Origin of the sequence: Lysobacter alkalisoli (assembly GCF_006547045.1) — a bacterium.
GTDB lineage: Bacteria > Pseudomonadota > Gammaproteobacteria > Xanthomonadales > Xanthomonadaceae > Marilutibacter > Marilutibacter alkalisoli.
Window position 1 is genome coordinate 1,739,837 of the sequence record NZ_CP041242.1, and the last position, 25,084, is coordinate 1,764,920.

A 25,084-nucleotide genomic window follows, 5' to 3' on the forward strand; every position below is an offset into this window, starting at 1 on the left:
TACGGGCGCGCATTGAGCATGGCGTACATCCAGGGGGCGGCATCAGTTCGCGTTCACGCCCGAAAGGGTGGAATATCCCCGACCCCCACAACCACATCCGAACCCACTTCCATGGCCTGCGCGAAAGCGTGGGCCTCACTGCAATGGACCTCTCATTTCCATGAGCCCCGCTTCTATGAGCACGCCCAAGACCGCCGCGAAGAAGTCGCCGCAGACCTCCAAAAGCTCCGACAAACGAAGCCCCGCGAGCGGCCGTCGCACCGCCGTGCGTGCCGGCGATTCCGTCTCGCTGGCGCCTATCATTGCAGCGATGCGCAAGCGTCTGCCCAAGAGCCGCCACCCGGAGGCCGAGGCCTTCGTCAACGCGTTCTACGTGCGCATGGGAGATGACGAGATACTGCAGCACAGCGCAAAGGGCTGGGCAGCGCTGGCGAGCGACTTCCTTGAATTCGCGCGCGTGCGCAAGCCCGGCAAGGCGCTGGTCCGCTTGTTCAACCCGAGCCTGGACAAGCAGGGCTGGGACTCGCCGCACACCGTGCTGCAGATCGTCAACGACGACATGCCGTTCCTGGTCGATTCGATCACGATGCGCCTGGCCGAGCTTGGTATCGGCGTGCACGTACTTGGCCACCCTGTGGTGACGATACAGCGCGACCGCACCGGCCGGTTGCTGTCGGTGGGAGGCGGCAAGGCCGAATCCTTGATGCACCTCGAGATCGATCGCCAGACCGCCGACGCGATGCCGGCAATCGAACAGTCGATGCAGTCGGTTCTGGGCGACGTCCGCGCCATCGTCAGCGACTGGCGGGCGATGCGCGACAGGATGATCGAGATCGCCGAGGAACTTCCGCAGCGGGCTTCGCCGGTCAGCAAGTCGGGCCGGCGCGAGGCGCAGGAGTTCCTGCGCTGGGCTGCCAACAACCACTTCACCCTGCTCGGTTACCGCGAATACGAGGTGGTGAGGCAGAAGGGTGAGGGCGTGCTGCGAGCGGTGAAGGGTAGCGGGCTGGGTCTGCTGCGGGCCGCGGATGTCGGCAAGCCGCGTCTGCTGACTTCGCTCGCTGCGCATTACATGCCGCAGTCCGGTGCGGTCGATGCGCTGATCCTGACCAAGACCAATGCCCGCGCTACCGTGCACCGGCCGGGCTATATGGATTACATCGGCGTCCTCGATTTCGACGCCGAGGGCAGGCCGGTCCGTGAGCAGCGTTTCCTCGGCCTGTACACCTCCAGCGCTTACACCTCCCGGCCATGGGACATTCCGTTGGTGCGTGATCGGCACGATTACGTGATGAAGCGCTCAGGCCTGGCTCCGGACAGCCACAACGGCAAGGCGCTGCGGCACATCCTCGAGACCATGCCGCGCGACGAGCTGTTCCAGGCCAGCGGCGACGAACTGTTGCAGACGGCGATGGCCATTCTCGGGCTGCAGGAGCGCGTGCGCAGCAAGCTGTTCCTGCGCCGCGACCGCTACGGTCGCTATTTTTCCGGTCTGGCCTATATCCCCCGCGATCGTTTCAACACCGAGATCCGCCACCGCATCGAGGCCATGCTCAAGCGGGTGCTTAACGGCGAACACATCGACACCAACGTGCAGCTGAGCGAGTCGCCGCTGGCGCAGCTGCATCTGATCGTGCGCCCGCGCTCGGGCGAGGCGATCGAGATCGACCACGCCGCGATCGAGGGCGAGCTGGCGGCGATCGTCCGCAACTGGCAAGACGACCTGCGCGATGCATTGATCCGTCGTCACGGCGAGCAGAAGGGCCTCGACATCGCCAGCCGTTTCGGTCGCGCACTGCCGGCCGGTTACATCCAGCATTCCGGTGCGGAAGCGGCTGCAGACGACGTCGAGCATCTTGCCGCGCTGGCCGGCCCCGAGGATTTGCGGTTGAACCTGTGCCGCCTGCACGAGGGTCCGGGCGGACTGCGCTTCAAGTTCTACCGCCAGGGCAACGACATTCCGCTGTCGGACGCTCTGCCGATGATGGAGAACATGGGCCTACGGGTGATCGCCGAGCATCCGTTCCGCATCGTCATCGACGACGAGACGCTGTACATCCAGGACTTCGAGGTCGAGGCGGCGAGCGTTGATATCGATGCCGGAAACATCGACGTCGGCCACACGAACCGGCGCTTCGAGGAAGCCTTCGCCCACATCTGGTACGGCGATGCCGAGAACGACGGATTCAACCGGCTGATCCTCGCCGCCGACCTGACCTGGCGCCAGGTCGGCATGCTGCGCGCCTACTGCAAGTACCTGCTGCAGGTCGGGGTGCCTTTCTCGCAGAGCTACGTCGAACAGACCTTTGTCCGCTATCCACTGCTGGCGCGGCTGATGGTCGAACTGTTCGAGGCCCGCTTCCACCCGGGAACCGGGAAAGAGGACAAGGCCGAGATCAATGCCGGCGTGGACGCGCTGCGCAATCAGTTGCAACGCCTGGCCAATGGCGATGCAGCCACCCTGGCGGTGCTGGAGCCCGTGCTCGCGGCCCGTAGCAACAAGCGTGAGCGCCAGGGCGAGGCGACCCGCAAGGCGCTCAAGGCGCTGCTGGACCGCGTCTCCAGCCTCGACGAGGACCGCATCCTGCGCAGCTACATGGGTGTGATCGAGGCGACCCTGCGCACCAGCTACTACCAGGGCGGCGTCGGCGGTGCGGAGAACGGTTACGTCAGCTTCAAGTTCGATTCGGAAAAGGTGCCCGACCTGCCGAAGCCGCGTCCGTACCGCGAGATCTTCGTCTACGGGCCGCGGGTGGAGGGCATACATCTGCGCTTCGGCCCGGTCGCGCGAGGCGGCCTGCGCTGGTCGGATCGTCGCGAGGACTTCCGCACCGAGGTGCTGGGCCTGGTCAAGGCGCAGATGGTGAAGAACACGGTGATCGTGCCGGTCGGTTCCAAGGGCGGCTTCATCAGCAAGCGCCCGCCAGCGAGCGGTGATCGCGACGCCGTGTGGGCCGAGGGAGTGGCCTGTTACAAGATGTTCATCAACGGCCTGCTCGACATCACCGACAACCTGGTCGACGGCAAGGTCGTGCCGCCGGTCAACGTGGTGCGCCACGACCAGGACGACCCGTACCTGGTCGTGGCCGCCGACAAGGGCACCGCGACGTTCTCGGACATCGCCAATGGCATCGCCCGCGAGCACGGCTACTGGCTCGACGATGCGTTCGCCTCCGGCGGCTCGGTCGGCTATGACCACAAGGGCATGGGCATCACCGCCAAAGGCGCTTGGGAGTCGGTCAAGCGGCACTTCCGCGCGCTTGGCCACGACAGCCAGAAGCAGGACTTCACCGCGGTCGGCATCGGCGATATGTCCGGCGACGTGTTCGGCAACGGCATGCTGTTGTCGAAGCACATCCGGCTGGTGGCCGCGTTCGACCATCGCCACATCTTCATCGATCCGGATCCGGATGCGGCAACCAGCTACAAGGAGCGACAGCGCATGTTCAAGCTGCCGCGCTCGAGCTGGGAGGACTACGACAATTCGCTGATCAGCAAGGGCGGCGGCGTGTACGCGCGCACGGCCAAGTCGATCCCCTTGTCGAAGCCGGCACGCGAGGCGCTGGGCATCGAAGGTGACATCGACGCGCTGAGTCCGAACGAGCTGATGAGCGCGATCCTGCGGGCACCGGTCGACCTGCTCTGGAACGGTGGCATCGGCACCTATGTGAAGGCGGTAAGCGAATCGAACACCGATGTCGGCGATCGCGCCAACAATGCCTTGCGCGTGAACGGCCGCGACCTGCGCTGCAAGGTAGTGGGCGAGGGCGGCAACCTCGGTCTGACCCAGCTGGGACGCATCGAGGCCGCGCAACATGGCGTGCTGCTCAACACCGACTTCATCGACAACTCCGCCGGCGTGGACACCTCCGACCACGAGGTCAACATCAAGATCCTGCTCAACGGCGAAGTGCAGGCGAAGAAGCTGACCGTGCCGGCACGCAACAAATTGCTGGCGGCGATGACCGACGAGGTCGAACAGTTGGTGCTGGTCGACAACTACCGTCAGAACCAGGCGATCAGCCTGATGGAGCGGATGAGCGTTCCACGCCTGGGCTCCAAGCAGCATTTCATCCGCACCCTGGAGCAGCAGGGATTGCTCGACCGCCAGATCGAGTTCCTGCCCAGCGACGCCGAGCTGGCCGAGCGCAAGGCGCGCGGGCAAGGCCTGACCCGGCCCGAACTGTCGGTGCTGCTGTCCTACGCCAAACTGGTGATCTATCAGGAACTGCTGGATTCCGACATCCCCGAGGATCCGTACCTGTCGAAGGAACTGGTGCGTTACTTCCCCCAGCCGTTGCAGAAGAAGTACGCCGCGTCGATGGAAGAGCACCGGCTGAAGCGCGAGATCATCGCCACCGCGGTGACCAATTCGATGGTCAACCGCATGGGCGCGACGTTCACGCTGCGCATGACCGAGGACACCGGCCGCAGCGCCGCCGAAGTCGCCAAGGCCTACACGATCAGCCGGGAAGCGATCGATGCGCGTGCGCTGTGGGCGCAGATCGACGCGCTCGACGGCAAGCTGCCGGAGTCGGCGCAGATCGACGCGCTCAAGGTGATCTGGCACCTGTTGAGGGTGATGTCTCGCTGGCTGCTGTCGCGGCCGGGTGCGATTCCCGAGATCACCGAGGCGATGGCCCGCTACGGCACCGGCCTGAAGGCGGTCGAGGCAGCGCTGCCGGAGGCGATGTCGGACGTGCGCCGCGAAGCTTTCGAGGTACGCAAGGCCGAGTGGAAGGCCAAGGGCTTCCCTGCCGCACTTGGCGCGCAGCTGGCCGCGCTGCCGTTGCTCGAGTTCGGTTGCGACATCGTCGAGATCGCTCATGCCCGCCGCTTGCCGCCGGCCGAAGTGGCCTGTGCCTATTTCGCGCTCGGTGCGGCCCTGCACATGCCCTGGCTGTACGACCAGATCGATGCGCTGCAGGTCGATGGCCGTTGGCAGGCACTGGCGAGGGGCGCCCTGCGCGATGACCTGAGCGTGCAGCAGCGGGCACTGGTCGGGCAGATCCTGTCGACGGGCGGCAAGCGTTCGGCACAGGCCAAGGTCGATGCCTGGCTCAACCGCGACGACTCGGCCCTGCGTTTTACCCAGACCATGCTGCTGGAGCTGACCAACCAGAAGTCCGTCGATTACGCCACTGTGTCGGTCGCCGTGCGGCGACTGGCACAGATCGCCGGCACCGCGGGGTAGCGGGCGATCGGCGAGGGCTTTGAAGACCCTTCTTCCGCCAGCGGGAGAAGGGTCGGAGTGAAGATGAGGGCCGGCAACAGCCGCGCCCCGGGTTATCCTCGCTGCACGCCATGAGGAGCAACCGATGACAGCATCGCCCCGTATCGCCTTCTTCGCCAGCCCTGCCGAGGATGCCCGCGAGGCGCTCGAGGAACTGGTCCGGGAGCATGGCCGGCACGACCCGGAATCGGCCGACATTCTGGTCGCCCTCGGCGGCGACGGTTTCATGCTGCAGACCCTGCACCGGCATGCGGCCCTTGGCAAACCCGTGTATGGCATGAAGCTGGGTACGGTCGGGTTCTTGATGAACCACTTCCGCACCGACGGTTTGCTGCAACGCCTGCATGCTGCCGAGCCAGCGGTGCTGCGACCGCTGGAAATGGTGGTGGTGACCGAATCCGGGGCCAGTGTCGGATCGCTGGCCTACAACGAGGTTTCGCTGCTGCGACAGACCCGCCAGGCAGCGCATCTGAGCATCGAGCTCAACGGTGAGGTCCGGCTCGACGAGCTGATCAGCGACGGCGTGCTGGTCGCCACCGCGGCCGGCAGCACCGCCTACAACTTCTCCGCGCACGGGCCGATCCTGCCGTTGGGCAGCAACGTCATCGCCCTGACCCCGATCGCCGCATTCCGGCCGCGGCGCTGGCGCGGAGCGGTGCTCAAGGCCGATACCGAGGTCCGTTTCCGCGTGCTGGATCCGTACAAGCGTCCGGTCAGCGCCACCGCCGATTCGCACGAGGTCCGTGACGTGGTCGAAGTGACCATCCGCGAGTCCCGCGACCGTACCGTCACCCTGCTGTTCGATCCCGAGCACAACCTCGAGGAGAGGATGCTGGCCGAGCAGTTCTCCAGCTGAATTCGCCGAGAGGTAGCAAGTAGCCGGGTGAGCGGAGCGCGCCCGGGGTTCCAAGCAGCCCTGTCCGGGCTCGGCGTCGCCCCGTCCGGGCTGTATGCCAAAGTCGCACCCTTTGAGACCGGGGCGGGGCACAATAGGCCCATGCCCGACGCCAATGCCGACCCGCTGATCGTCGCGATTTCATCGCGCACCCTGTTCGACCTCGAGGATAGCCACACCCTGTTCGAGGCCGAGGGCATCGACGCCTATGCCGAGTACCAGCGCGAGCACGAGGACGACCTGCTGTCGCCCGGCATTGCCTTTCCGCTGGTGCGCAAGCTGCTCGGCCTCAACGAAGGGGCACCGCCGGAGGCGCCCCGGGTCGAGGTGATCCTGATCTCGCGCAATTCGGCCGATACCGGCCTGCGCATCTTCAACTCGATCGAACACCACGGCCTGTCGATCAGGCGTGCCGCTTTCAGCAACGGCGCGCCGCCATTTCCCTACATCAAGCCGTTCGGTGCCGACCTGTTCCTGTCGACCCATGCCGAAGACGTGCGCAGTGCGCTGCTGGCCGGTGTCGCTGCCGCGACCCTGCTGCCAGCGTGCGCGCCACAGCAGCGGCACGACCAGTTGCGCATTGCCTTCGATGGCGATGCGGTGATCTTCGACGACGAGGGCGAGCGGGTCTCGCGCGAGGGCGGTCTGGCCGCGTTCGCCGCGCACGAGCGGGCCAAGGCCGGCGAGCCATTGTCGGGCGGACCGTTTCGAGGCTTCCTCGATGCCCTGCACCGGCTGCAGGCCGCGTTTCCGGTTGGCCAGAGTGCGCCCATCCGCACCGCCCTGGTCACCGCGCGTTCCATTCCCGCCCACGAGCGGGTGATCCGGACACTGCGTGAGTGGGGCATCCGTCTCGACGAGGCGCTGTTCCTGGGCGGACGCGACAAGGGGCCGTTTCTCGAAGCTTTCGGCGCCGACATCTTCTTCGACGACTCGGAGCACAACATCGAGTCGGCGCGCGGCCTGGTCGCGGCCGGGCACGTACCGCACGGCATCGCCAATCGCAGTTGATGCTTTCTGCTGGAGCGGCCGTGGCCGCGGTCATGTTTCCCCGTGCGTCCGAATCGCGGCCAAGGCCGCTGCTACGGTTGCTGCACCGGCCCCTGCGTGCCGAGATTGATCTCCCCGACCTTCCACTTCAGGCCTTGCCGGTACAGTACGACCTCGACTGGCATGCCGCCGTCGTTCGGCAGTTGAGCACTGAAGCGGTCGTGTGACTCGAGCCGGTAGCGGGCATCTCTGAATGGATCCTCCGGCGGCCGGGTGGTCAGCGGCTTGTCCAGCTCCAGTCCCGACGCGGTTCCCTTGCGCCACATCACACGGCCGGCCATCAGCATGCGCACGCCTTCGGGCGTGGCCGCGGTTTCGGCCAGCCCCCCGGCCATGCGGCCGGCAACCGCGAGCGCGAACGCGCCGAACGGATTGTCGCGCATCCCGGGGGCGGCCTGACGGGCGATGTAGTCCTCGGTCTGGGCCCGCAGGTTGGCCTGCAGTGCCGGAAAGTCCACATGCCGTGCGAGGGCCGCCCCGTCTTCCGCGCGCAATGCCTTGCGGATGCCCTGTACGGCAGGCAGGGGGGAAACCAGGTAGACCAGCAACAGGACGAAGAGCGGAATCAGCAGGGGCAGGAGCCTCTTCATCTCAAAACTCCAGGTCCAGTGCCGCGCAGAGGTAGTCGACGAAGCCGGACATCCCGCTCAGATCGCGCTCCAGTACCGAACGCAGCCGCGGGCCGGTCATGGTGGCGTCGTCGATGTTGCGGAGGGCGACGAAATTCTTGCGACGCAGATCGTCGGCGTGTTCGAACTCGGACGGGAAACCGCGTGGGATGCGGGTCAGCATCTCGCTTTCGTCGAGCGCATAGCGGCGCCGGAAAGCCTTGTCCCGGGTTGCCAGTGCCCAGCTGCCAGGGTTGTCGAGGATGAAGTGCCGGATCCGGCGCAGGTTGTCCGGCTCCGGGTGCCAGACACCGGCGGCGATGAAGCAGTTGCCCGGTTGCAAATGGATATACCAGCTCGGCGCCTGCACCTGGCGGTTGCGTTCGTGGAACAGCCGCGCGCCCTGCCAGGTCTTGTACGGCGCCTTGTTGTTGCTGAAACGGGTGTCGCGATGGATGCGGAACAGCGAGCCGCCGACGGTCTTCGGGTCGGCACGGTAGTGCGGACTGACCTCGGTCAGTGCCGGCTGAAGGTCGACCAGAAGCTTGCGGAACGGTTCGCGTACGTGCTCCTCGTAGCGGTCCTTGTTGGCCTGGAACCACGCACGCTCGTTGTGGCGGGCGAGGTCGCGGAGGAACCTGAAACTGGCTTCGCTGAAGTAGGCGGGCATTGGAAAGTCAGTGCTGTGGACTATGTCAGGTCAGGTCGAGGTCGGCTTGCAGATCGCGGCCCCAGGCTTCGAGCTGGTCGAGGAGGCCCTGGCGCGCGCCGTCGCCGGCATGTTGCAGGCGCAGGTTAGCGATTTCCGCGGAGAAACGCGCAAAGCCATACTCGGCAAGGCCTTCGTCTCCGTGCAGGCGGCGCCTGCGGTATTCGTTCCAGCGTGACTGCTCGCTGGCCGAAAGCGTCTGCGGCCAGTTGCGGGCACGGTAGCGGAACAGCAGCTCCGGCAGGCGCGCGTCGCGGAACGCGAACGTGGCTGCGCCCAGCGCTTCAGGCGGCGTGCTGCGGACATCGCGGAACAGCCGCTTGTCGCCGTCGCCGATGAAGCCATCATAGAGCGAGGCGTCGACATCGGACGGCGACCGATCGCGACCGTCGTCGTACACCTGGCGGAGCTTCTCGGCCAGGGCAGGGCCGGCCTCGCACAGTATCCTCGCCCGTGATTCGGCCAGCTCGCGGTCGATGCCGAGGCGTTCGAACTCGGCCGGCCGCAGGTGCGACCATGCGACCAGTGACGGGCAACGGTTGAGGTGGACTTCCTTGAGCGCGATCCGTTCCTCGCCCTCGGGCAGGTCGGCGGTCGGGGTGTAGAGGCGGTCGGCGATGTCGGCGGCGTCGAGTTCGAGCAGTCGTGACGGGTCCTGGTCGAGATCGAACACGATCACCCGGTTGTCGATGCGCGGGTGCCGCGCCACCGGCGCCACCGGCGCCGCGCACATCCGGCTGGCCGGATAGCGCTGAGAGACATGCAGCACCGGCGTCATCGCCACCGTGTCGAGCAGGCTGCCGGCGAAACGCTTGTCGCGCAGGCGCAGGGCGTAGTCCCAGAAGCGTGGCTGGGCGGTCTTGAGCAGGCGGGCCAGCCCGATCAGCGCACGCACGTCGGACAGCGCCTCGTGGGCATCGCCTTCACGCACACCATTGGCATCGGCCAGGTGTTCGAGCTTGAACGAGGTGGCGCCGTCGTCGCGCTTCGGCCAGGCCAGCCCGTCGGGGCGCAGCGCATGCGCCAGCCGCAGCACATCGAGCAGGTCCCAGCGTGAATTGCCACCACGCCACTCGCGCTCGTAGGCGTCATGGAAGTTGCGGAACAGGCCGTGGCGGACGAACTCGTCATCGAACTTCAGGGAGTTGTAGCCGAGGCTGCAGGTTTCCGGCCGCGACATCGCCTCGAAGATCAGAGCGAATGCTTCGGCTTCGACCACCCCTTCCTGCATGGCGTGCTGTGGAGTGATGCCGGTGACCAGGGTGGCCGCGGGCGAGGGCAGCAGGTCGTTGGCGGGCTTGACGAAGAAACTGATCGGTTCTTCGATCTCGTTGAGGTCGGCATCGGTGCGGATCGCGGCGAACTGGGCGATCCGGCTGGTCCGTGGGTCCTTGCCGAAGGTTTCGAGGTCGTAGAACAGGAAGCTGGCGGGCATGGGGGAGTCATCCCTTGTAGCCCGGGCAAGGCGAAGCCGCACCCGGGGTTGCGTGTGTCCCGGGTGCGGCTTCGCCTTGCCCGGGCTACAGGAGTCAATCGTCGCGCGGAAGCGGTTCAAGACGCGCCAGCACAAGCGCATCGACCACGTTCCAGTCCAGGGTATCCAGTGAATCGTGGCCGCGGGTCAGCTCGACCAGCAGTTCACGCTGCAGCCTGCCGCGCTCGAACGCCATTGCGTAAGGGATGCGATGGAAGCTGACCATCGAGTAGCGCGGCATGAACCGGGTCGGGTGCCGGTCGGCCAGTGTCTGTTCAAGGGCGCGTTGCAACAGATAGTCGTCGTCGTCGACGCGGTCGCGCATTTCCAGGTAGTTTTCCAGCGCCATCGCCTGGATCGCGCGCGAGTTCGGCAGGCGCTCGGCCTCGAAGGCGGCGAAGGCAGCGGCACGATTGGCGGTGCTGTCGAGGTGTTCGGCCAGGGCCACGCAATCCTCGAACGCGCAGTTCATGCCCTGGCCGTGGAACGGCACCATCGCATGTGCGGCGTCGCCGAGCAGCACGGCGCGGTCGTCGAGCTGCCAGCTGTCCAGGTACAGGGTGCCGAGGATGCCGGTCGGGTTGTTCTCGAAATCCTGTTCCAGCTGCGGCATCAACGGCAGTGCATCGGGGAAGTCGCGCTCGAACAGGGCGCGTGCATCGGTGCCGGTGCGGACGCTGGCGAAGCTCGGGCCGTGGTCGCCCGGTCGGCCATCGATCGGCCGGGCCTCGTTCGGCACGTCCTCGTTCGGCAGGAACAATGTGACCGTGAAGGTGCGTTCGTCGTTGGGCAGCGCGATGCACATGTAGCGGCCGCGCGGCCAGATATGCAGGGCGTTGGGATCGATGCGGAAACCGCCGTCGTCGGCTGGCGGGATCTCCAGTTCCTTGTAGGAATGATCGAGGAAGTCGCTGCGCTCGCCGAGCTCGATCTCTCCCGACATCGCGAAGCGCAACGTCGAACCGGCCCCGTCGGCGCCGACCAGCGATTCGAACGGGACGTGGTGGCGACTGTCGTCGCGCTCGTCGATGTAGTGCGCGATACGAGCGTCGAAGTCGACGCTTTCCAGCGAGCGATGGAAATGCAAACGCACGCCGGCGCGTTCGGCGATATCGAGCAGCACGATGTTCAGTTCGCCGCGGTGGACCGACCAGATCACCTCGCTGTCGTTCTTGCCGTAGCGCTGCAGGCTGACCCGGCCGTCCTCGAAATGGACCATGCGGCCACGCATCATCACTGCCTGGGCCATTACCGCCTCGTCGGCACCGGCCAGGCGCAGGGCATGGCGGCCGCGTTCGGCAAGGGCGAGGTTGATCGATCGCCCGCCCTCGTAACCCCGCACGCGCGGATCGCCGCGTTTCTCGTACACATCGACGGACCAGCCGCGCTGCGCGAGCAGGGTCGCGAACAGCGCGCCGGCCAGGCCGGCGCCGATCACGGTGATGCGCCGCTCCACACGGGCGGGATCGTCAAGTGGCATCGCGCCAGGCCTCCACGGTACGGGCGAATCGCAGGATGTCGGCATGGGTGTTGTACAGCGGCGCCGGCGAGATCCGGATCACGTCCGGTTCGCGCCAGTCGCCGAGCACGCCGTTCCCGGCCAGGTAGTCGAACAGGGCGCGGCCACGGTCGCGGCCGCCGATCACCCGCAGCGAAAGCTGGCAGCCGCGGCGCTCCGGTTCGGCTGGCGTCACGATGTGCAAGGTGTCGGACAGGCGTTCGCGGATCAGGGATTCGAGATAACCGGTCAGCCGCAGCGACTTCGCACGCAGGGCGCCCATGCCGACGCCATCGAACAACTCCAGCGAGGCACGCAACGGGGCGATGCCGAGGATCGGCGGGTTGCTCAGCTGCCAGCCCTCGGCGCCGTGGCTGGGAACGAAGTCCGGTCCCATCAGGAAGCGGGTGGAAGGTTCATGTCCCCACCAGCCCGCGAAGCGCGGCAGATCGGGATTGGATGCATGGCGCTCGTGGACGAAGCAACCGGCGACCGCGCCCGGCCCGCTGTTGAGGTACTTGTAGTGGCACCAGACCGCGAAGTCGGCGCCGCTGTCGTGCAACGACAGTTCCAGGTTGCCGACCGCATGGGCGAGGTCGAAGCCGCAGGTAATGCCTCTGGCATGTGTGAGTTGCGCGATTGCTTGCAGGTCGAAGGCTTGCCCGGTCCGGTACTGCACGCCGGGCCACAGCACCAGCGCAAGGCGATGGCCGTGTTGTTCGATCGCGCGCTCGATCGCGGCCATCGAGATCGTGCCGTTGGCCTCGTCCGGCCCAAGCTCGATCAGATCGGTTTCGGGATCGAAGCCGTGGAAACGGATCTGCGAGACGACCGCATGACGGTCGGATGGGAACGCGCCGGCCTCGATCAGGATCGCCGGCCGCTCGGCGGTAGGGCGATAGAAGCTGACCATCATCAGGTGCAGGTTGACGGTCAGGGTGTTCATCGCCACCACTTCATCGGGCCTGGCGCCGACCAGCCGGCCGAGCTGGGTGCGGACCAGCGCGTGGTAGGTCATCCATTGCGACTCACCGGTGAAATGGCCTTCGACCGCAAGCCGGGCCCAGGTGTCGAGCACCTCCTCGACGTGATGGCGCGCATCACGGGGCTGCAGGCCGAGCGAATTGCCGACGAAATAGGCCTGCTCGCCGTCGCCATGGCGCGGGATCAGGAACCGGTCGCGCTGGGTCGGCAACGGATCGGCGGCGTCGAGGGCGAGGGCGTGGTCGAGCGAGAAAGGATTGGTCATTTGGGCTCTTGATCGTCATCCCGGCGAAAGCCGGGATCCATTCTGACTTCAGGGTTATTCAAAACGGGACTTCGGCAATCCGAGCCATTCCAGCGCGGTGCCATGGTAGAGGCGGGCCTGTTCGTCCCCGGGCAGGTCCAGCGAGGCGATGCCGGCACCGGGTTCCTGCTCACCGAGCGGGAACGGGTAGTCGGTGCCGAGCATCACCTGCGACACGCCGCAGGTGTCGAGCAGGTAGCGCAGCGCGCGTGGATCGGCGACCCAGGAATCGAAATAGAACTGCGACAGGTAGTCGCGCGGGTTGCGCGGGTTGTCGGTCGCGACCAGGTCCGGGCGCATGTTGAAGCCGTGTTCGATGCGTCCGATGGTATAGGGGAACGCGCCGCCGCCGTGGGCCAGGCAGACCTTCAGCTTCGGCAGCCGTTCCAGCACTCCGCCGAAGACCAGGCAGCAGGCCGCGCGCGACTGCTCGGCCGGCATCCCGACCAGCCACGGCAACCAGTACTTGGGCATGCTTTCGGTGCCCATCATGTCCCATGGGTGCACCAGGATCGCCGCGCCGAGCTCGGCGGCGGCCTCGAAGAACGGGAACAGCTCCGGAGCATCGAGATTCCAATCGTTGATATGGCTGCCGATCTGCACGCCCTGCAGGCCGAGCTGGTCCATGCAGCGTTCCAGCTCCTGGATCGCCAGTCGCGGCGACTGCATCGGCACCGTGCCGATGCCGGCATAGTGGCGCGGAAGGTCGTGGCAGGCGCGAGCCATATGATCATTGAGCGACTGGTGCAGCTCCAGCGCCTGGTGCGGCTTGGCCCAGTAGCTGAACATCACCGGCACCGTGCTCAGCACCTGCACCTGCACGCCGAAGCGCGCATAGTCGGCCATCCGCTCCTCCGGATCCCAGGTCTTGGACCAGATCTCGCGGAAGAACCTGCCGTCCTTGTAGATGCGATGGCGGCCGTCATCGGTGTGGTGGACCACCGGGAACCGATTGTCGCCGTATTTCTTGACCAGGTCCGGCCAGTCGCGCGGCAGGTAGTGGGCGTGGGTGTCGATCTTCAGCATCGCGGCATCCGTGCTCAGGCCTGCGCGTCGTAGCGGACCGGGCGCGGATTGAGGTGTCCGCAGGCCCTGCAGGTGCGGTGCTCGTCGGAGCGGTAGAAACGGTCGAACACGGGCGGGAAGTCCTGCTCGATGTCCTGCAGGTGGAAGTACTCCTCGTACAGCTTTTCGTTGCAGCGCTCGCAGTACCAGAGCAGGCCGTCCTGCTCATGCGGCAAACGCTTGCGTTCGATGACCAGGCCGACCGAGTCCGGCATCCGCTGCGGCGAATGCGGCACGCGGGGCGGCAGCAGGAAGATCTCACCGGCGCGGATCGGGATGTCGCGGACCTTTCCGTCCTCCTGGACCTTCAGCACCATCTCGCCTTCGAGCTGGTAGAACCACTCCGGGCCCTCGTCCCAGTGGTAGTCGGTGCGCTGGTTCGGGCCGCCGACCACCATCACGATGAAGTCGCCGTCCTCGATGCATTTGTTGCCGACCGGTGGCTTGAGCAGGTGGCGGTGCTCCTCGATCCAGGCATGAAAATTGATCGGGGCAGGGAGCATGGTCATTCCTCCCCCTTTCCCGCGAGCGGGAGAGGGCCGGGCTGCGGGGACGGTATCCGGGCCACGCACTTGAGCTCGATCGCAATCGGCGTTGGCAGCGCGCTGATCCCGAGCGTGGTCCGGCACGGCGCCCTGTCCACGTCGGGAAAATACTCGGCCCAGACCGCGTTGTAGGCCTTGAAGTCGCGTGCCATGTCGGTCAGGTAGACGGTTACGTCGACCAGGTCCTCCCAGCACGCGCCGCTGGCTTCGAGCACCGCCCGCACGTTGGCGAACACCGAGCGCGTCTGCAGCTCGATATCGTGACCGATCAGGCGGCCATCGGCATCGTGGATATTGCCGGGCACGGCATCGCCGGCCAGGTCGCGCGGGCCGATGCCGGACAGGAACAGCAACTCGCCGACGCGACGTGCGTGCGGATAGCGTCCGACCGGTGGCGGAGCGCTCTGGGTGCTGAAGACCTCATCCTCGCCCATCAGCGGTCCTCCCGATCGACCTGGATCCGGGCCAGGGCTTCGGCGTAGCGCGGTGCGAGCACATCGCGCGAATCGACATCGATCCCGAGGTCGTGCACGCGGCCGTCGCGCAGGGTGTAGACCCAGCCGTGAACGGACAGGTCCTGCCCGCGCGCCCACGCATCGCGGACAATGGTGGTCTCGCAGACATTGGTGACCTGTTCGAGTACGTTGAGTTCGCACAGGCGATCGTGTTGCAGTTCCGTGTTGCCGACTTCGTGCAGGCACTGTTCGTGCTTTTCGGCCACGTCGACGACATGACGCAGCCAGTTGTCGGCCAGCCCGACACGGGTGCCATGCAGGGCAGCATGCACGCCGCCGCAACCATAGTGGCCGACGACGAGAATGCGGCGGACCTTGAGTACGTCCACGGCGAACTGGATCACCGACAGGCAGTTGAGGTCGGTGTGCACGACCACGTTGGCGATGTTGCGGTGGACGAACACCTCGCCCGGCGCCATGTCGATGATCTGGTTGGCCGGCACCCGTGAATCGGAGCAGCCGATCCAGAGGAACTGCGGTGCCTGCTGCTTCGACAGCCGTTCGAAGAAACCCGGGTCCTCGGCATTGATGCGTTCGGACCATTCGCGGTTGCGGGCGATCAGCTCGTGCAATGAACTCATCTGTTCCAATGTCCCAGTTGGATGCCCACGTTGCGGGCATCGGTGAAGAATCGCATGGCTTCGAAACCGCCTTCCCGGCCCAGTCCCGATGCGCCCATGCCGCCGAACGGCGTGCGCAGGTCGCGCATCAGCCAGCTGTTGATCCAGATGATGCCGGCCCGCAGGTGCGACGCGAAACGGTGGGCTCGGTCGAGGTCGCGGGTCCAGACCGAGGCGGCGAGTCCGTAGTCGGTTGCGTTGGCGAGGGCGAGCGCCTCGGCTTCGTCGTCGAACGGTTGCAGGGTCACGACCGGGCCGAAGATTTCCTCGCGGTTGGTCGCGCAGTCCGGGCCGAGGCCGTCGATCACGGTTGGCGCGACGAACCAGCCCGGGCGGTCGAGTGCCTGTCCGCCACACAGCACATGGCCGCCCTCGTCGCGGGCGCGCTGCAGGGCGGCCACGACCTTGTCGAAATGCATCTGCGAGACCAGCGGGCCCATCTGCGTGTCGGGGTCGATCGGGTCGCCGATGCGCAGGGCCAGCGCATGCTCGACCAGCGCATCGCGGAAGGCATGGTAGATGCGCCGCTCGACCAGCAGCCGCGATCCGCACAGGCAGATCTGGCCGCTGTTCTGGAACGCCGAGCGCACGATCGTGTCGAGCTGGTCCTGCCAGTCGCTGTCGGCAAATACCAGGGTCGGGTTCTTGCCGCCGAGCTCAAGCGATACCTTCTTCAGCTGCGGCCCGGTGGTCCCGGCGATGCGGCGGCCGACCGCGGTGCTGCCGGTGAACGAGACCGCGTGGATGTCCGGGTGCGACACCAGCGGCTCGCCGACGTCCGGGCCCATGCCGTGAACGATGTTCAGCACACCCTTCGGCAGACCGATCTCCGCGGCCAGCTCGCCCAGCATCGTCGCCGTTGCGGGCGTGATTTCGGACGGTTTCGCGACCACGGTATTGCCGGCTGCCAGCGCCGGGGCGATCTTCCAGGTGAACAGGTACAACGGCAGGTTCCACGGCGAGATCGCCGCCACCGGCCCCAGCGGCTGGCGCAGGGTGTAGTTCAGCCCGGCTTCGCCGTGGTGCGATTCGCTCGCGAACTGGGTCGCGGCATGGGCGAAGAAGCGCAGGTTGGCGACCGCGCGCGGGATCTCGACATCGCGGGCGAGCCGGATCGGCTTGCCGCCATTACGCGACTCGGCGTGGGCGAAGTCCTCGAGTTTCGATTCCAATGCGTCGGCGAGCTTCTCCAGCCAGCGGGCGCGGGTGCTGTTCGGCATGCCGGCCCAGACGGGGAAGGCGACCCTGGCAGCCGCAATAGCGGCTTCGACATCGGCCGCATTGCCGGCCGCGACTTCGGCGTAGGGCTGCCCGCAAGCGGGGTCGAAAACCTCCAGCCATCGCCCGGACACAGGCTCGCGGAATTCACCGGCGATGAAGTGGCGGAAGCGCATCTAGATAGCTTAGCAGCGGGATAAAGATTTGGTTCTTCTCCCATTTCCGGGGTGCGACTTCGGGAGGAGTCGCCATCCGCCGGGATGGGGGTTGCTCCGCCCTCGTATCGGCGTCCTGCCTCAAAATCGGGCCGTGGGCCATCGTGCCCACTCTCCGTACCCCCATCTGATCGATCGTCGCCTTTCGCGAACGTAATGGGTCGCGCGACTTCAGATGGTTTGTTTTCGAAGCGGCGGCCACGTGTCCAGAAGCTGGTGGCCATGGGTTTGCGGGACCTTCCGAAACATGGATGTTTCGGATGAGCCCCCATGGATGGGTTCACGGCGTGTCCCGCAAACCCATGGCCACCGGCTTCTCCGCACAGACCTCCGCACTTGGGAGAAGAACCAGAGGTCTACAGCGACTTCGTCCGCCCCCCGTCCACCGGCAGGTTGATGCCGGTGATGTAGGCCGCCGCCGGCGAGCACAGGAAGGCGACCGCGGCCGCGGTTTCCTCGGGCTTGGCGAAACGGCGCATCGGGATTGCCGCGACCATGTCGGCGAACACCTCGTCACGGCTGCGGCCGGTCTTGGCGGCGGTGGCCTGGATGATCTGCTCGATGCGCGGAGTCTCGGTCGAGCCGGGCAGCACGTTGTTGACGGTGATGCCCTGCGGCGCCAGCTCGGTGGCCAGGGTCTTGGCCCAGCTCGCCACCGCCCAGCGGGTGGTGTTGGACACGCCCAGCCCGGCCAGCGGTTCCTTCACCGAGGTCGAGATGATGTTGACGATGCGTCCGTAACCGTCGCGCTCCATGCCCGGGATCACCGTCTCGGCGAGGACGTGGTTGGCGATCAGGTGCTGGCGCCAGGCGGCCTCGAACGCGGCGACATCGGCGCCATGCACCGTGCCCGGCGGCGGACCACCGCTGTTGTTGACGAGGATATGCACCGGCTTGATCGCGACCAGCGCCTCGACCTTCGCTTTGAGCGTGTCGGTGTCGGCTGCGTCGACCGCGATCCGGCTGTGGTACTGGCCGGGGTGGGAGCAGGGCAGTTCACCGATCAGGCCCACCAGCACGTTTTCGCGTCGGGCCAGCAGGGTCACATTCGCACCCAGACCCGCGAGCGTGCGTGCCGTGGCCAGGCCGATGCCCTGGCTGGCGCCGCAGACGAGGGCGTGCTTGCCGCTGAGGTCGATGTTCATGGTCAGTTTCCTTCCGCAGTCATGCGCTCGCGCATCAACATGGCGACCGCATGGTTGTCGTCACCCGGCTGCCGCTCGAGGCCGGCGATTACCGCGGCCCGGTTCGCGACCGGATGGTTCTGGTTGAGCTTGAGCTTGAGCCGGATCTCGTCGGCATGGAGCCGGAAGCCAATGATGCCGCGCAGCTGGCGGCGGTGATCGTCGCGTCCGGGCTCGAAACGCCAGTCGCTGCCGATACGGCCCTCGTGGAGACGACTGAGGCGGTCCACCAGATCGGCCAGCGCGTCCTCGTCGGTGAAGGTTTCCAGCGCGCCGTGCAGGTGGGCGACCGCGTAATTCCAGGTCGGCACGCGCGCGGCTTCCTCCTTGTCGGGGTACCAGCCCGGCGACACATAGGCATGAGGTCCGTGGAAGATCGCAAGCGCCGGGCCGGCGTGGCCGGCCTGGGGGTTCGGGCGTGCCCAATGTCCGGTCAGGGTCACACGCTCGCCTTCGCGCTGGTACAGCACTGGCAGGTGGCTGACGGTCGGCACGCCGTCGCGGACGGTGATCAGGGTGATGAAGCCGTTGGCCCCGGCGAGCCGGTCGAGTGCGGCCAGGTCGGTCTCGGCGAAGGCTCGGGCAGGTACATTGTGGCTTCAGTGTGGTTCCGGGAACTGCTGCACCATCAACCCGCGCAGCCGGGCATCGTCCTCGGCCTGCGGTGGGACCAGCTCATCGATCAGGAAGCCGCGGGTCTCGGCGTCGTCTTCGTCCAGGCCGTCGAGGGCGACGAATTCGGCGTCCATCAGCGCAGCGCGGGCGCTGTCCTCGCTGTCGTAGGTCAGGGTGTTGCCGTCGCTGTCGAAGACTTCGGCGGTGCCGGCCTCGCGCACGCACATCCGTGCCCAGATCACCGTGCGGCCGAGGGTGGCCAACCACCATTCAGTGCGTACATCGGTCATGCCACCGCCCCCGAAAGCAGCCACAGCCCACCGGACATCAGCAGCGCAGTGATGATGGTCATCAGTGCGAGCCGGGCCGGCGTCGCGAGTCCATTGAGGTTGCGGTCGCCGGCAACCGAATAACCGCCGCGCAGCAGCCAGCCCAATGCGGGCGGACTGATGAAGGCGCCCGGGCCGAGCTGCTCGCGCATTTCTGGATGGCGATCGCGGATGTGCACCAGCGACAGCGGCCAGAAGATCACGAATGCGGTCGCGCCGGCGATGGCGACACCGATGAAGCAGAGGGCGAAGAACAGGATCATTCCCTAGAACTCCGCATGGCCCGGCGCGCGCGGGTAGGGGATCGCGTCGCGGATGTTGGACAGGCCGCAGACGTAGACCACCAGCCGCTCGAAGCCGAGGCCGAAACCGGCGTGCGGGATGGTGCCGTAGCGGCGGAAGTCGCGGTACCAGCCATAGTGCTCAGTGTCGAGCCCGAACTGGGCCATTCGCGCGTCGAGCACGTCCAGCCGCTCCTCGCGCTGGCTGCCGCCGATGATCTCGCCGATGCCAGGGGCCAGCACGTCCATCGCGGCGACGGTTTTGCCATCGTCGTTCAGGCGCATGTAGAACGCCTTGATGTGCTCCGGGTAGTTGGTGACGACCACCGGGCGGCCGACATGCTCCTCGGTCAGCCAGCGCTCGTGCTCGGTCTGCAGGTCCAGGCCCCATTCGACCGGGAACTCGAACTTCTGCCCCGACTTCTGCAGCAGCGCCACTGCATCGGTGTAGTCGATGCGCTCGAACGGTGCGTTGATGAACGATTCCAGCCGGGAGATCGCGTCCTTCTGCACGCGCTCGGCGATGAAGGCCATGTCGTCGGCACGCTCGTCGAGCACGGCGCGGAACAGGTACTTGAGGAATTCCTCGGCGATCCGCGCGTTCTCCATCAGGTCGGCGAAGGCGATCTCCGGCTCGACCATCCAGAACTCTGCGAGGTGACGGGTGGTGTGGCTGTTCTCGGCGCGGAAGGTCGGGCCGAAGGTGTAGACCTTGCTCAGTGCCAGGCAGTAGCCCTCGACGTTGAGCTGGCCGGACACGGTCAGGAAGGCCTCGCGACCGAAGAAATCTCGGGAAAAGTCCACCTCGCCCTTGTCGTCGCGGGGCAGGTTGGCCATGTCCAGCGTCGAGACGCGGAACATCTGGCCGGCGCCCTCGGCGTCGGAGGTGGTCACGATCGGCGTGTTGATCCAGTAGTAGCCGTTCTCGTGGAAGAAGCGGTGCACGGCCTGGGCCAGGCAGTGGCGGATGCGGGTCACCGCGCCGAACAGGTTGGTGCGTGGACGCAGGTGCGCGACTTCGCGCAGGAACTCCAGCGAGTGGGGCTTGGGCTGGATCGGATAGGTCTCCGGATCCTCGACCCAGCCGACCACCTCGACCGAGCTGGCCTGGATCTCGAAAGCCTGCCCCTTGCCCTGCGACTGCACCAGCTCGCCGCGCGCGATGACCGAGCAGCCTGCGCTGAGGTGCCTGACCTCTGATTCGTAGTTGTCGAGCGAACTGGGCGCCACCACCTGGATCGGGGCGAAGCACGAGCCGTCGCTGACATTGACGAAGCTCAGCCCGGCCTTGGAATCGCGCCGGGTCCGCACCCAACCACGTACGGTGACCTCGCCGCCGGCCGGAACCTTGCCCGCCAGGGCCTGTTGCACACTGATGACCGTCATGGGCTGCACACCGCCATGCTCTTGAATCCTTGCCGCGTCGGGCCGATATGGGGAGCAGGAGAGTTTACCGGCTCCGTGCCCGCGCATGGGAGTCGTGCAACGGTGAATTCCGCCTGCCCAGCCTGGGCTCAGCCTCGCGGGCCTATAATTGAACAGGTCAAGAATCCGTCGTTCCTGCGAAGGCGGGAACCCGGCGCCTTCAAATCGCAGATCGAACAAGACGCCGGTTCCCGCTTCCGCGGGGACGACGATCCGGAATCGAATGGAGTAACCAATGCCCGTCACCCTTGCCCCCGCCGCCCTGGCCCGCGTCCAGCGTTATCTTGCCGAGAGCCCCGATGCGCTCGGCCTGCGCTTTGGCGTGACCCGGACCGGCTGCTCGGGCTGGCAGCACGTGGCCGACCTGGCCCGCGACGAGCGTCCCGGCGACACCGTCTTCGAGCAGGACGGCGTGCGCATCTACGTAGACCTGACCAGCCTGCCGCTGGTCGACGGCACCCGCATCGATGTCGTCAAGCAGCGCCTCGGCGAGCAGTTCCTGTTCCACAACCCGAACGTGGCCGAGGCTTGCGGTTGCGGTGAGAGCTTCACCACCGAAGCCACGGCTGACTGAACGCCCGCAAAGAGCAGGATCCGCAAAGCCGCGCGCCTGACGTATCGGGCCCCGGATATGGAGGGCGGTGTTCGGGCCGGGCTAGACTCCGGGCTTTGACCCCGGAGAGCGCCGTGATCCGTAACTTGTTGCTGCCCGTCGCCATCGCGGTGGTCCTGGCCGCCTGTTCGCCGCAACCGTCGTCGCAAACGGCGTCCACGCCCGCTGGCGAGACCCGCAACACTGCCGCCACTGCGCTCCACCAACTGTTCGACGAGGAATGGGAGTACGGCCTGCGCGAGCATCCGGAAACCGCCAGCTATCGCGGCGACACCCGTTACAACGATCGCTGGACCGACCAGAGCCTTGAAGCGATCGAGCGCCGCCAGACCCATGCCCGGGACGTGCTCGAACGCATCAAAGCCATCGATCGCGAGGCGTTGTCGGCCGGCGACAGGCTCAGCCACGACGTGTTTCTGTGGCAGGCCGAGCGTGCGGTCGAACGGCAGAAATTCAACGAGTGGCAGCGCCCGTTGAACCAGCGCGGTGGGGTGCAGAACGCCGAGAACATTGCCGAGGTCCTGCCGTTCAGGACCGCGAAGGACTACCAGGACTGGATCAGCCGTCTGGAAGGCGTGTCGGCCCTGGTCGAGCAGAACACGGTGTTGATGCGCGAGGGCCTGAAGGCCGGCAACACGCCACCGAAAGCGGTGATGTCGCGCATCCCCGGCCAGATCGACGCCCAGGTCGTCGATGACCCGGCCGCCAGCCCGTTCTACAAGCCGTTCACCCGCATGCCCGAAGGCATTCCGGCGGCGGAGCAGGTCGAGCTGAAGGCTCGGGCCGAGGCGGTCATCCGCGAGCGGGTGGTGCCGGCCTACCGCGATTTCGCCGTCTTCTTCCGCGACGAATACCTGCCCGGTTGCAGCGACAGCATCGCCGCCACCGACCTGCCGGACGGCAAAGCCTATTACGACTTCGTTGCCCGGCAATTCACTACCACCGACCTGCCTGCCGATGAGATCCACGAGATCGGCGTGAAGGAAGTGGCGCGTATCCGTGCCGAGATGGAGAAGATCAAGGACGAGGTCGGTTTCGAAGGCTCACTGGCCGATTTCTTCACCCACCTGCGTACCGATCCGAAGTTCTTCCACAAGACGCCGGAAGAGCTGTTCACCCATTACCTGGCGATTTCAAAACGAATCGATCCGGAACTGGTCAAGGTGTTCCGCACCATTCCGCGGCTGCCGTACGGGGTACGCCCGATTCCGGACAACATCGCTCCGGACACCACCACGGCCTACTACCAGCCCGGTGCGGTCGACGGCTCCCGCGCCGGCTATTACTACGTGAACCTGTACAAGCCCGAAGTGCGGCCCAAGTGGGAAATGATGGCGCTGAGCCTGCACGAGGCCGTGCCGGGTCACCATTTCCAGTTCGCCCGCGGGCAGGAGCTGCCGGACACGCCGATGTTCCGCCGGGTCGGCTACTTCACCGCCTACGGCGAAGGCTGGGCGCTGTACGCCGAGCGCCTGGGTTATGACATGGGCCTGTACGACGATCCCTACGACCGCATGGGCCAACTCGCCTACGACATGTGGCGCGCGGTCCGGCTGGTGGTCGACACCGGCATGCACAGCAAGGGCTGGAGCCGCCAGCAGGCGATCGACTACTTCATGGACAATGCCCCCAAGACCCTGCAGGACGTGACCAACGAGATCGACCGCTACATCGCCTGGCCGGGGCAGGCGTTGGCCTACAAGATCGGCCAAATAAGGATCTCGGAACTTCGTGAGATGGCATCGAGTGAACTGGGCGACGATTTCGACCTGCGCGATTTCAACGATGCCGTGCTGGAAACCGGCTCGGTGCCGCTGGACACCCTGGAGCGGCATATCCACGCGTGGGTGAGCCAGCGCGCTCGCAAACCATAGGTTTGCGCGCTGGTGAACGCCCGGCCGCGGATGGCCGGGCCGGGCGATCCTGTCCGGAGTTGCCTTCAAGTCATTGATGCTGCGATAATTGCCGGCTCCCTCGGACTGTGTTTTGAGGGAGCCCTTGCTCCATCGCATCCGCCTGGTCGATCCGGGCAGGCGCGGGGGGCTGACCCGGTCAGGCTCGAAATCGAGCCGGACATCATCCACAAGGTAAAAAATAATGCGTCATTACGAAGTCGTGTTCCTGGTCCATCCGGACCAGAGCGAGCAGGTTCCGGCCATGATCGAGCGCTACAAGTCGCTGATCGAGGCTGGCGAGGGCCAGATTCACCGCCTGGAGGACTGGGGCCGTCGTCAGCTGGCCTACCCGATCCAGAACCTGGTCAAGGCCCACTACGTGCTGCTCAACATCGAGTGCAACCAGGCCGTGCTGAACGAGCTGGTCGACGGTTTCCGCTTCAACGACGCGGTGCTGCGCCACCTGGTCATGAAGCGTGACGAGGCGGACACCGAGCAGTCGTTGATCATGAAATTCAAGGACGAGAAGAGCGACAAGCCCGAGCGTTCCGAGCGCCGTCGCCGTGACGACGACAGCAACGACAACAGCGACGGTGACGGCGACAAGAGCGAAGCCGACGCCGAAGCCGGCGACAACGCCGAAGCCGCCTGACCACGAATCCCAGGAGCAGCGCACCCATGTCCAAGTTCTTCCGCCGCCGCAAGTTCTGCAAATTCACCGCCGAGGGTGTCAAGGAGATCGATTACAAGGATCTCAATACCCTGCGCCAGTACCTGACCGAGACCGGCAAGATCGTGCCGAGCCGTGTCACCGGTACCAAGTCGAAGTACCAGCGTCAGCTGGCAACGGCCGTCAAGCGCGCCCGTTTCCTCGCGTTGATCCCGTACACCGACAACCACAACGCTTGAGTGAAGCTGTCCGCCTGCCGGGCGGACACTTCTTCCCCCTCTCCCGCCAGTGGGAGAGGGCAGGGGTAAGGGAACGCTGTTCCCGTCCAGCCCCTTTCGGACAGCGCAACCCGCTGCGGGCCTCCCGGCCCGCTAACGAAACAGGACACACACCATGCAACTGATCCTCCTGCAGAACGTGCAGAACCTCGGCAAGCTCGGCGACAAAGTCGATGTCAAGCCGGGCTACGGCCGCAACTACCTGGTCCCGCAGGGCAAGGCCGTGCCGGCTACTGAGTCCAACCTGGCCGAGTTCGAGGCGCGTCGCGCCGAGTACGAAGCCAAGGCCAAGGCCATCCACGACGATGCCGTGACCCGTCAGGGCAAGCTCGAGGGCGCCAGCGTGACGATCCGTGCCAATGCCGCCACCGAGGGCAAGCTGTACGGCTCGATCACCAACCGCGACATCGCCGAGGCGCTGACCAAGCTCGGCACCCCGGTCGAGAAGTCCGAAGTGGTGATGGGCGAGGGTGCCATCCGCCACGTCGGTGAGTACGAAATCGTGGTGCACCTGCACGCGGATATCGACGTCACCGTGAAGGTGGTCGTGGAGCCGGAAGCCGCCTGATCGCGGCCTGCCAATGTTCCACCGGCGGGCGCCTTCGGGCGCCCGCTTTCGTTGAAGGCAAGGTCGAACAAGCCGTTGCCTTCAGCCCGAAGTGTGCAATGCAAACTTCGCGAGCTTCATTGGCGCATGCGCCAATGAAAGTAGCAGTCGCAACGTTTGAGACGCTGATACGCTACCACGGGCAAAGCACCGGACTTGTCCCCGCGCCATACCCGGATATCCACAGGCTTCCCACAGGCTTGCCACCGATCTGTATGCAACCGATGGGACGCCTCCGGGGCTAGGATGCCCAA

At 66.0% G+C, this 25,084-nt stretch carries 22 protein-coding genes and 1 pseudogene; 8 read left to right on the forward strand and 15 right to left on the reverse strand.

The window, feature by feature from the left end:
* The first annotated feature begins 175 nt into the window (after positions 1–175).
* From FKV23_RS07485 to FKV23_RS07495, 3 genes are all read left to right on the forward strand, one after another.
* A complete protein-coding gene (locus FKV23_RS07485) occupies positions 176–5,194 on the forward strand; it encodes an NAD-glutamate dehydrogenase (RefSeq protein WP_141625101.1) in 5,019 nt (1,672 codons plus the stop codon).
* Between the two features lie 124 nt (positions 5,195–5,318).
* Positions 5,319–6,089, forward strand: coding sequence for an NAD kinase (locus FKV23_RS07490; RefSeq protein WP_141623292.1), 771 nt, complete (start codon positions 5,319–5,321; stop codon positions 6,087–6,089).
* Between the two features lie 141 nt (positions 6,090–6,230).
* The gene (locus tag FKV23_RS07495; protein WP_141623293.1) at positions 6,231–7,139 is read left to right on the forward strand and encodes a 5'-nucleotidase; all 909 of its coding nucleotides are present in this window, start codon (positions 6,231–6,233) and stop codon (positions 7,137–7,139) included.
* A 71-nt stretch (positions 7,140–7,210) separates the two neighbouring features.
* On the opposite strand, the gene FKV23_RS07500 is transcribed toward FKV23_RS07495, so the two are convergent.
* The 15 genes and pseudogenes from FKV23_RS07500 to asnS form a co-directional block, all read right to left on the reverse strand.
* Positions 7,211–7,768, reverse strand: coding sequence for a DUF2939 domain-containing protein (locus tag FKV23_RS07500; protein ID WP_141623294.1), 558 nt, complete (start codon positions 7,766–7,768; stop codon positions 7,211–7,213).
* Between the two features lies 1 nt (position 7,769).
* Entirely contained in the window at positions 7,770–8,456 is a 687-nt protein-coding gene (locus FKV23_RS07505; RefSeq protein ID WP_141623295.1) for a DUF2461 domain-containing protein, read from the reverse strand.
* A gap of 25 nt (positions 8,457–8,481) precedes the next feature.
* Positions 8,482–9,930, reverse strand: a complete 1,449-nt coding sequence (gene sbcB, locus FKV23_RS07510) for an exodeoxyribonuclease I (RefSeq protein WP_141623296.1) — start codon at positions 9,928–9,930, stop codon at positions 8,482–8,484.
* A gap of 94 nt (positions 9,931–10,024) precedes the next feature.
* Positions 10,025–11,449 (reverse strand): FAD-dependent oxidoreductase, encoded by a 1,425-nt coding sequence (locus FKV23_RS07515; protein WP_141623297.1) that lies wholly within the window; start codon positions 11,447–11,449, stop codon positions 10,025–10,027.
* Positions 11,439–12,716 carry a kynureninase gene (gene kynU / locus FKV23_RS07520; RefSeq protein ID WP_141623298.1) on the reverse strand — a complete coding sequence of 426 codons (1,278 nt, stop codon included), beginning with the start codon at positions 12,714–12,716 and terminating at the stop codon, positions 11,439–11,441. Before kynU ends, FKV23_RS07515 begins: the two co-directional genes overlap by 11 nt.
* 54 nt (positions 12,717–12,770) lie before the next feature.
* Positions 12,771–13,781 (reverse strand): amidohydrolase family protein, encoded by a 1,011-nt coding sequence (locus FKV23_RS07525; RefSeq protein ID WP_141623299.1) that lies wholly within the window; start codon positions 13,779–13,781, stop codon positions 12,771–12,773.
* A gap of 14 nt (positions 13,782–13,795) precedes the next feature.
* The gene (locus tag FKV23_RS07530; RefSeq protein ID WP_141623300.1) at positions 13,796–14,323 is read right to left on the reverse strand and encodes a 3-hydroxyanthranilate 3,4-dioxygenase; all 528 of its coding nucleotides are present in this window, start codon (positions 14,321–14,323) and stop codon (positions 13,796–13,798) included.
* A gap of 2 nt (positions 14,324–14,325) precedes the next feature.
* Positions 14,326–14,799 carry a RidA family protein gene (locus tag FKV23_RS07535; RefSeq protein WP_141623301.1) on the reverse strand — a complete coding sequence of 158 codons (474 nt, stop codon included), beginning with the start codon at positions 14,797–14,799 and terminating at the stop codon, positions 14,326–14,328.
* Positions 14,799–15,461, reverse strand: coding sequence for a carbonate dehydratase (gene can, locus FKV23_RS07540; RefSeq protein ID WP_141623302.1), 663 nt, complete (start codon positions 15,459–15,461; stop codon positions 14,799–14,801). The genes FKV23_RS07535 and can overlap by 1 nt, the downstream gene beginning before the upstream one ends.
* Entirely contained in the window at positions 15,458–16,894 is a 1,437-nt protein-coding gene (locus FKV23_RS07545; protein ID WP_141623303.1) for an aldehyde dehydrogenase, read from the reverse strand. Before FKV23_RS07545 ends, can begins: the two co-directional genes overlap by 4 nt.
* 395 nt (positions 16,895–17,289) lie before the next feature.
* Positions 17,290–18,078: an SDR family oxidoreductase gene (locus FKV23_RS07550; protein WP_141623304.1), complete on the reverse strand. Its 789-nt coding sequence runs from the start codon at positions 18,076–18,078 to the stop codon at positions 17,290–17,292.
* A gap of 2 nt (positions 18,079–18,080) precedes the next feature.
* Positions 18,081–18,698, reverse strand: a pseudogene (locus tag FKV23_RS07555) (FMN-binding negative transcriptional regulator); the annotation flags it as partial.
* Positions 18,699–18,716: 18 nt separating this feature from the next.
* Positions 18,717–19,022: a hypothetical protein gene (locus FKV23_RS07560; RefSeq protein WP_141623306.1), complete on the reverse strand. Its 306-nt coding sequence runs from the start codon at positions 19,020–19,022 to the stop codon at positions 18,717–18,719.
* Entirely contained in the window at positions 19,019–19,324 is a 306-nt protein-coding gene (locus FKV23_RS07565) for a hypothetical protein (RefSeq protein WP_141623307.1), read from the reverse strand. Before FKV23_RS07565 ends, FKV23_RS07560 begins: the two co-directional genes overlap by 4 nt.
* A gap of 3 nt (positions 19,325–19,327) precedes the next feature.
* Positions 19,328–20,728 carry an asparagine--tRNA ligase gene (asnS, locus tag FKV23_RS07570; RefSeq protein WP_141623308.1) on the reverse strand — a complete coding sequence of 467 codons (1,401 nt, stop codon included), beginning with the start codon at positions 20,726–20,728 and terminating at the stop codon, positions 19,328–19,330.
* A gap of 274 nt (positions 20,729–21,002) precedes the next feature.
* Between asnS and FKV23_RS07575 the strand changes: the two genes are divergently transcribed.
* The 5 genes from FKV23_RS07575 (at position 21,003) to rplI (ending at position 24,791) form a co-directional block, all read left to right on the forward strand.
* Entirely contained in the window at positions 21,003–21,341 is a 339-nt protein-coding gene (locus tag FKV23_RS07575; protein WP_141623309.1) for a HesB/IscA family protein, read from the forward strand.
* Between the two features lie 113 nt (positions 21,342–21,454).
* Entirely contained in the window at positions 21,455–23,254 is a 1,800-nt protein-coding gene (locus FKV23_RS07580) for a DUF885 domain-containing protein (RefSeq protein ID WP_208543253.1), read from the forward strand.
* A gap of 220 nt (positions 23,255–23,474) precedes the next feature.
* Positions 23,475–23,927, forward strand: coding sequence for a 30S ribosomal protein S6 (gene rpsF / locus FKV23_RS07585; RefSeq protein ID WP_141623310.1), 453 nt, complete (start codon positions 23,475–23,477; stop codon positions 23,925–23,927).
* Between the two features lie 26 nt (positions 23,928–23,953).
* Entirely contained in the window at positions 23,954–24,184 is a 231-nt protein-coding gene (rpsR, locus tag FKV23_RS07590) for a 30S ribosomal protein S18 (protein WP_031372470.1), read from the forward strand.
* A gap of 154 nt (positions 24,185–24,338) precedes the next feature.
* The gene (rplI, locus tag FKV23_RS07595) at positions 24,339–24,791 is read left to right on the forward strand and encodes a 50S ribosomal protein L9 (protein ID WP_141623311.1); all 453 of its coding nucleotides are present in this window, start codon (positions 24,339–24,341) and stop codon (positions 24,789–24,791) included.
* The last annotated feature ends 293 nt before the right edge of the window (positions 24,792–25,084 follow it).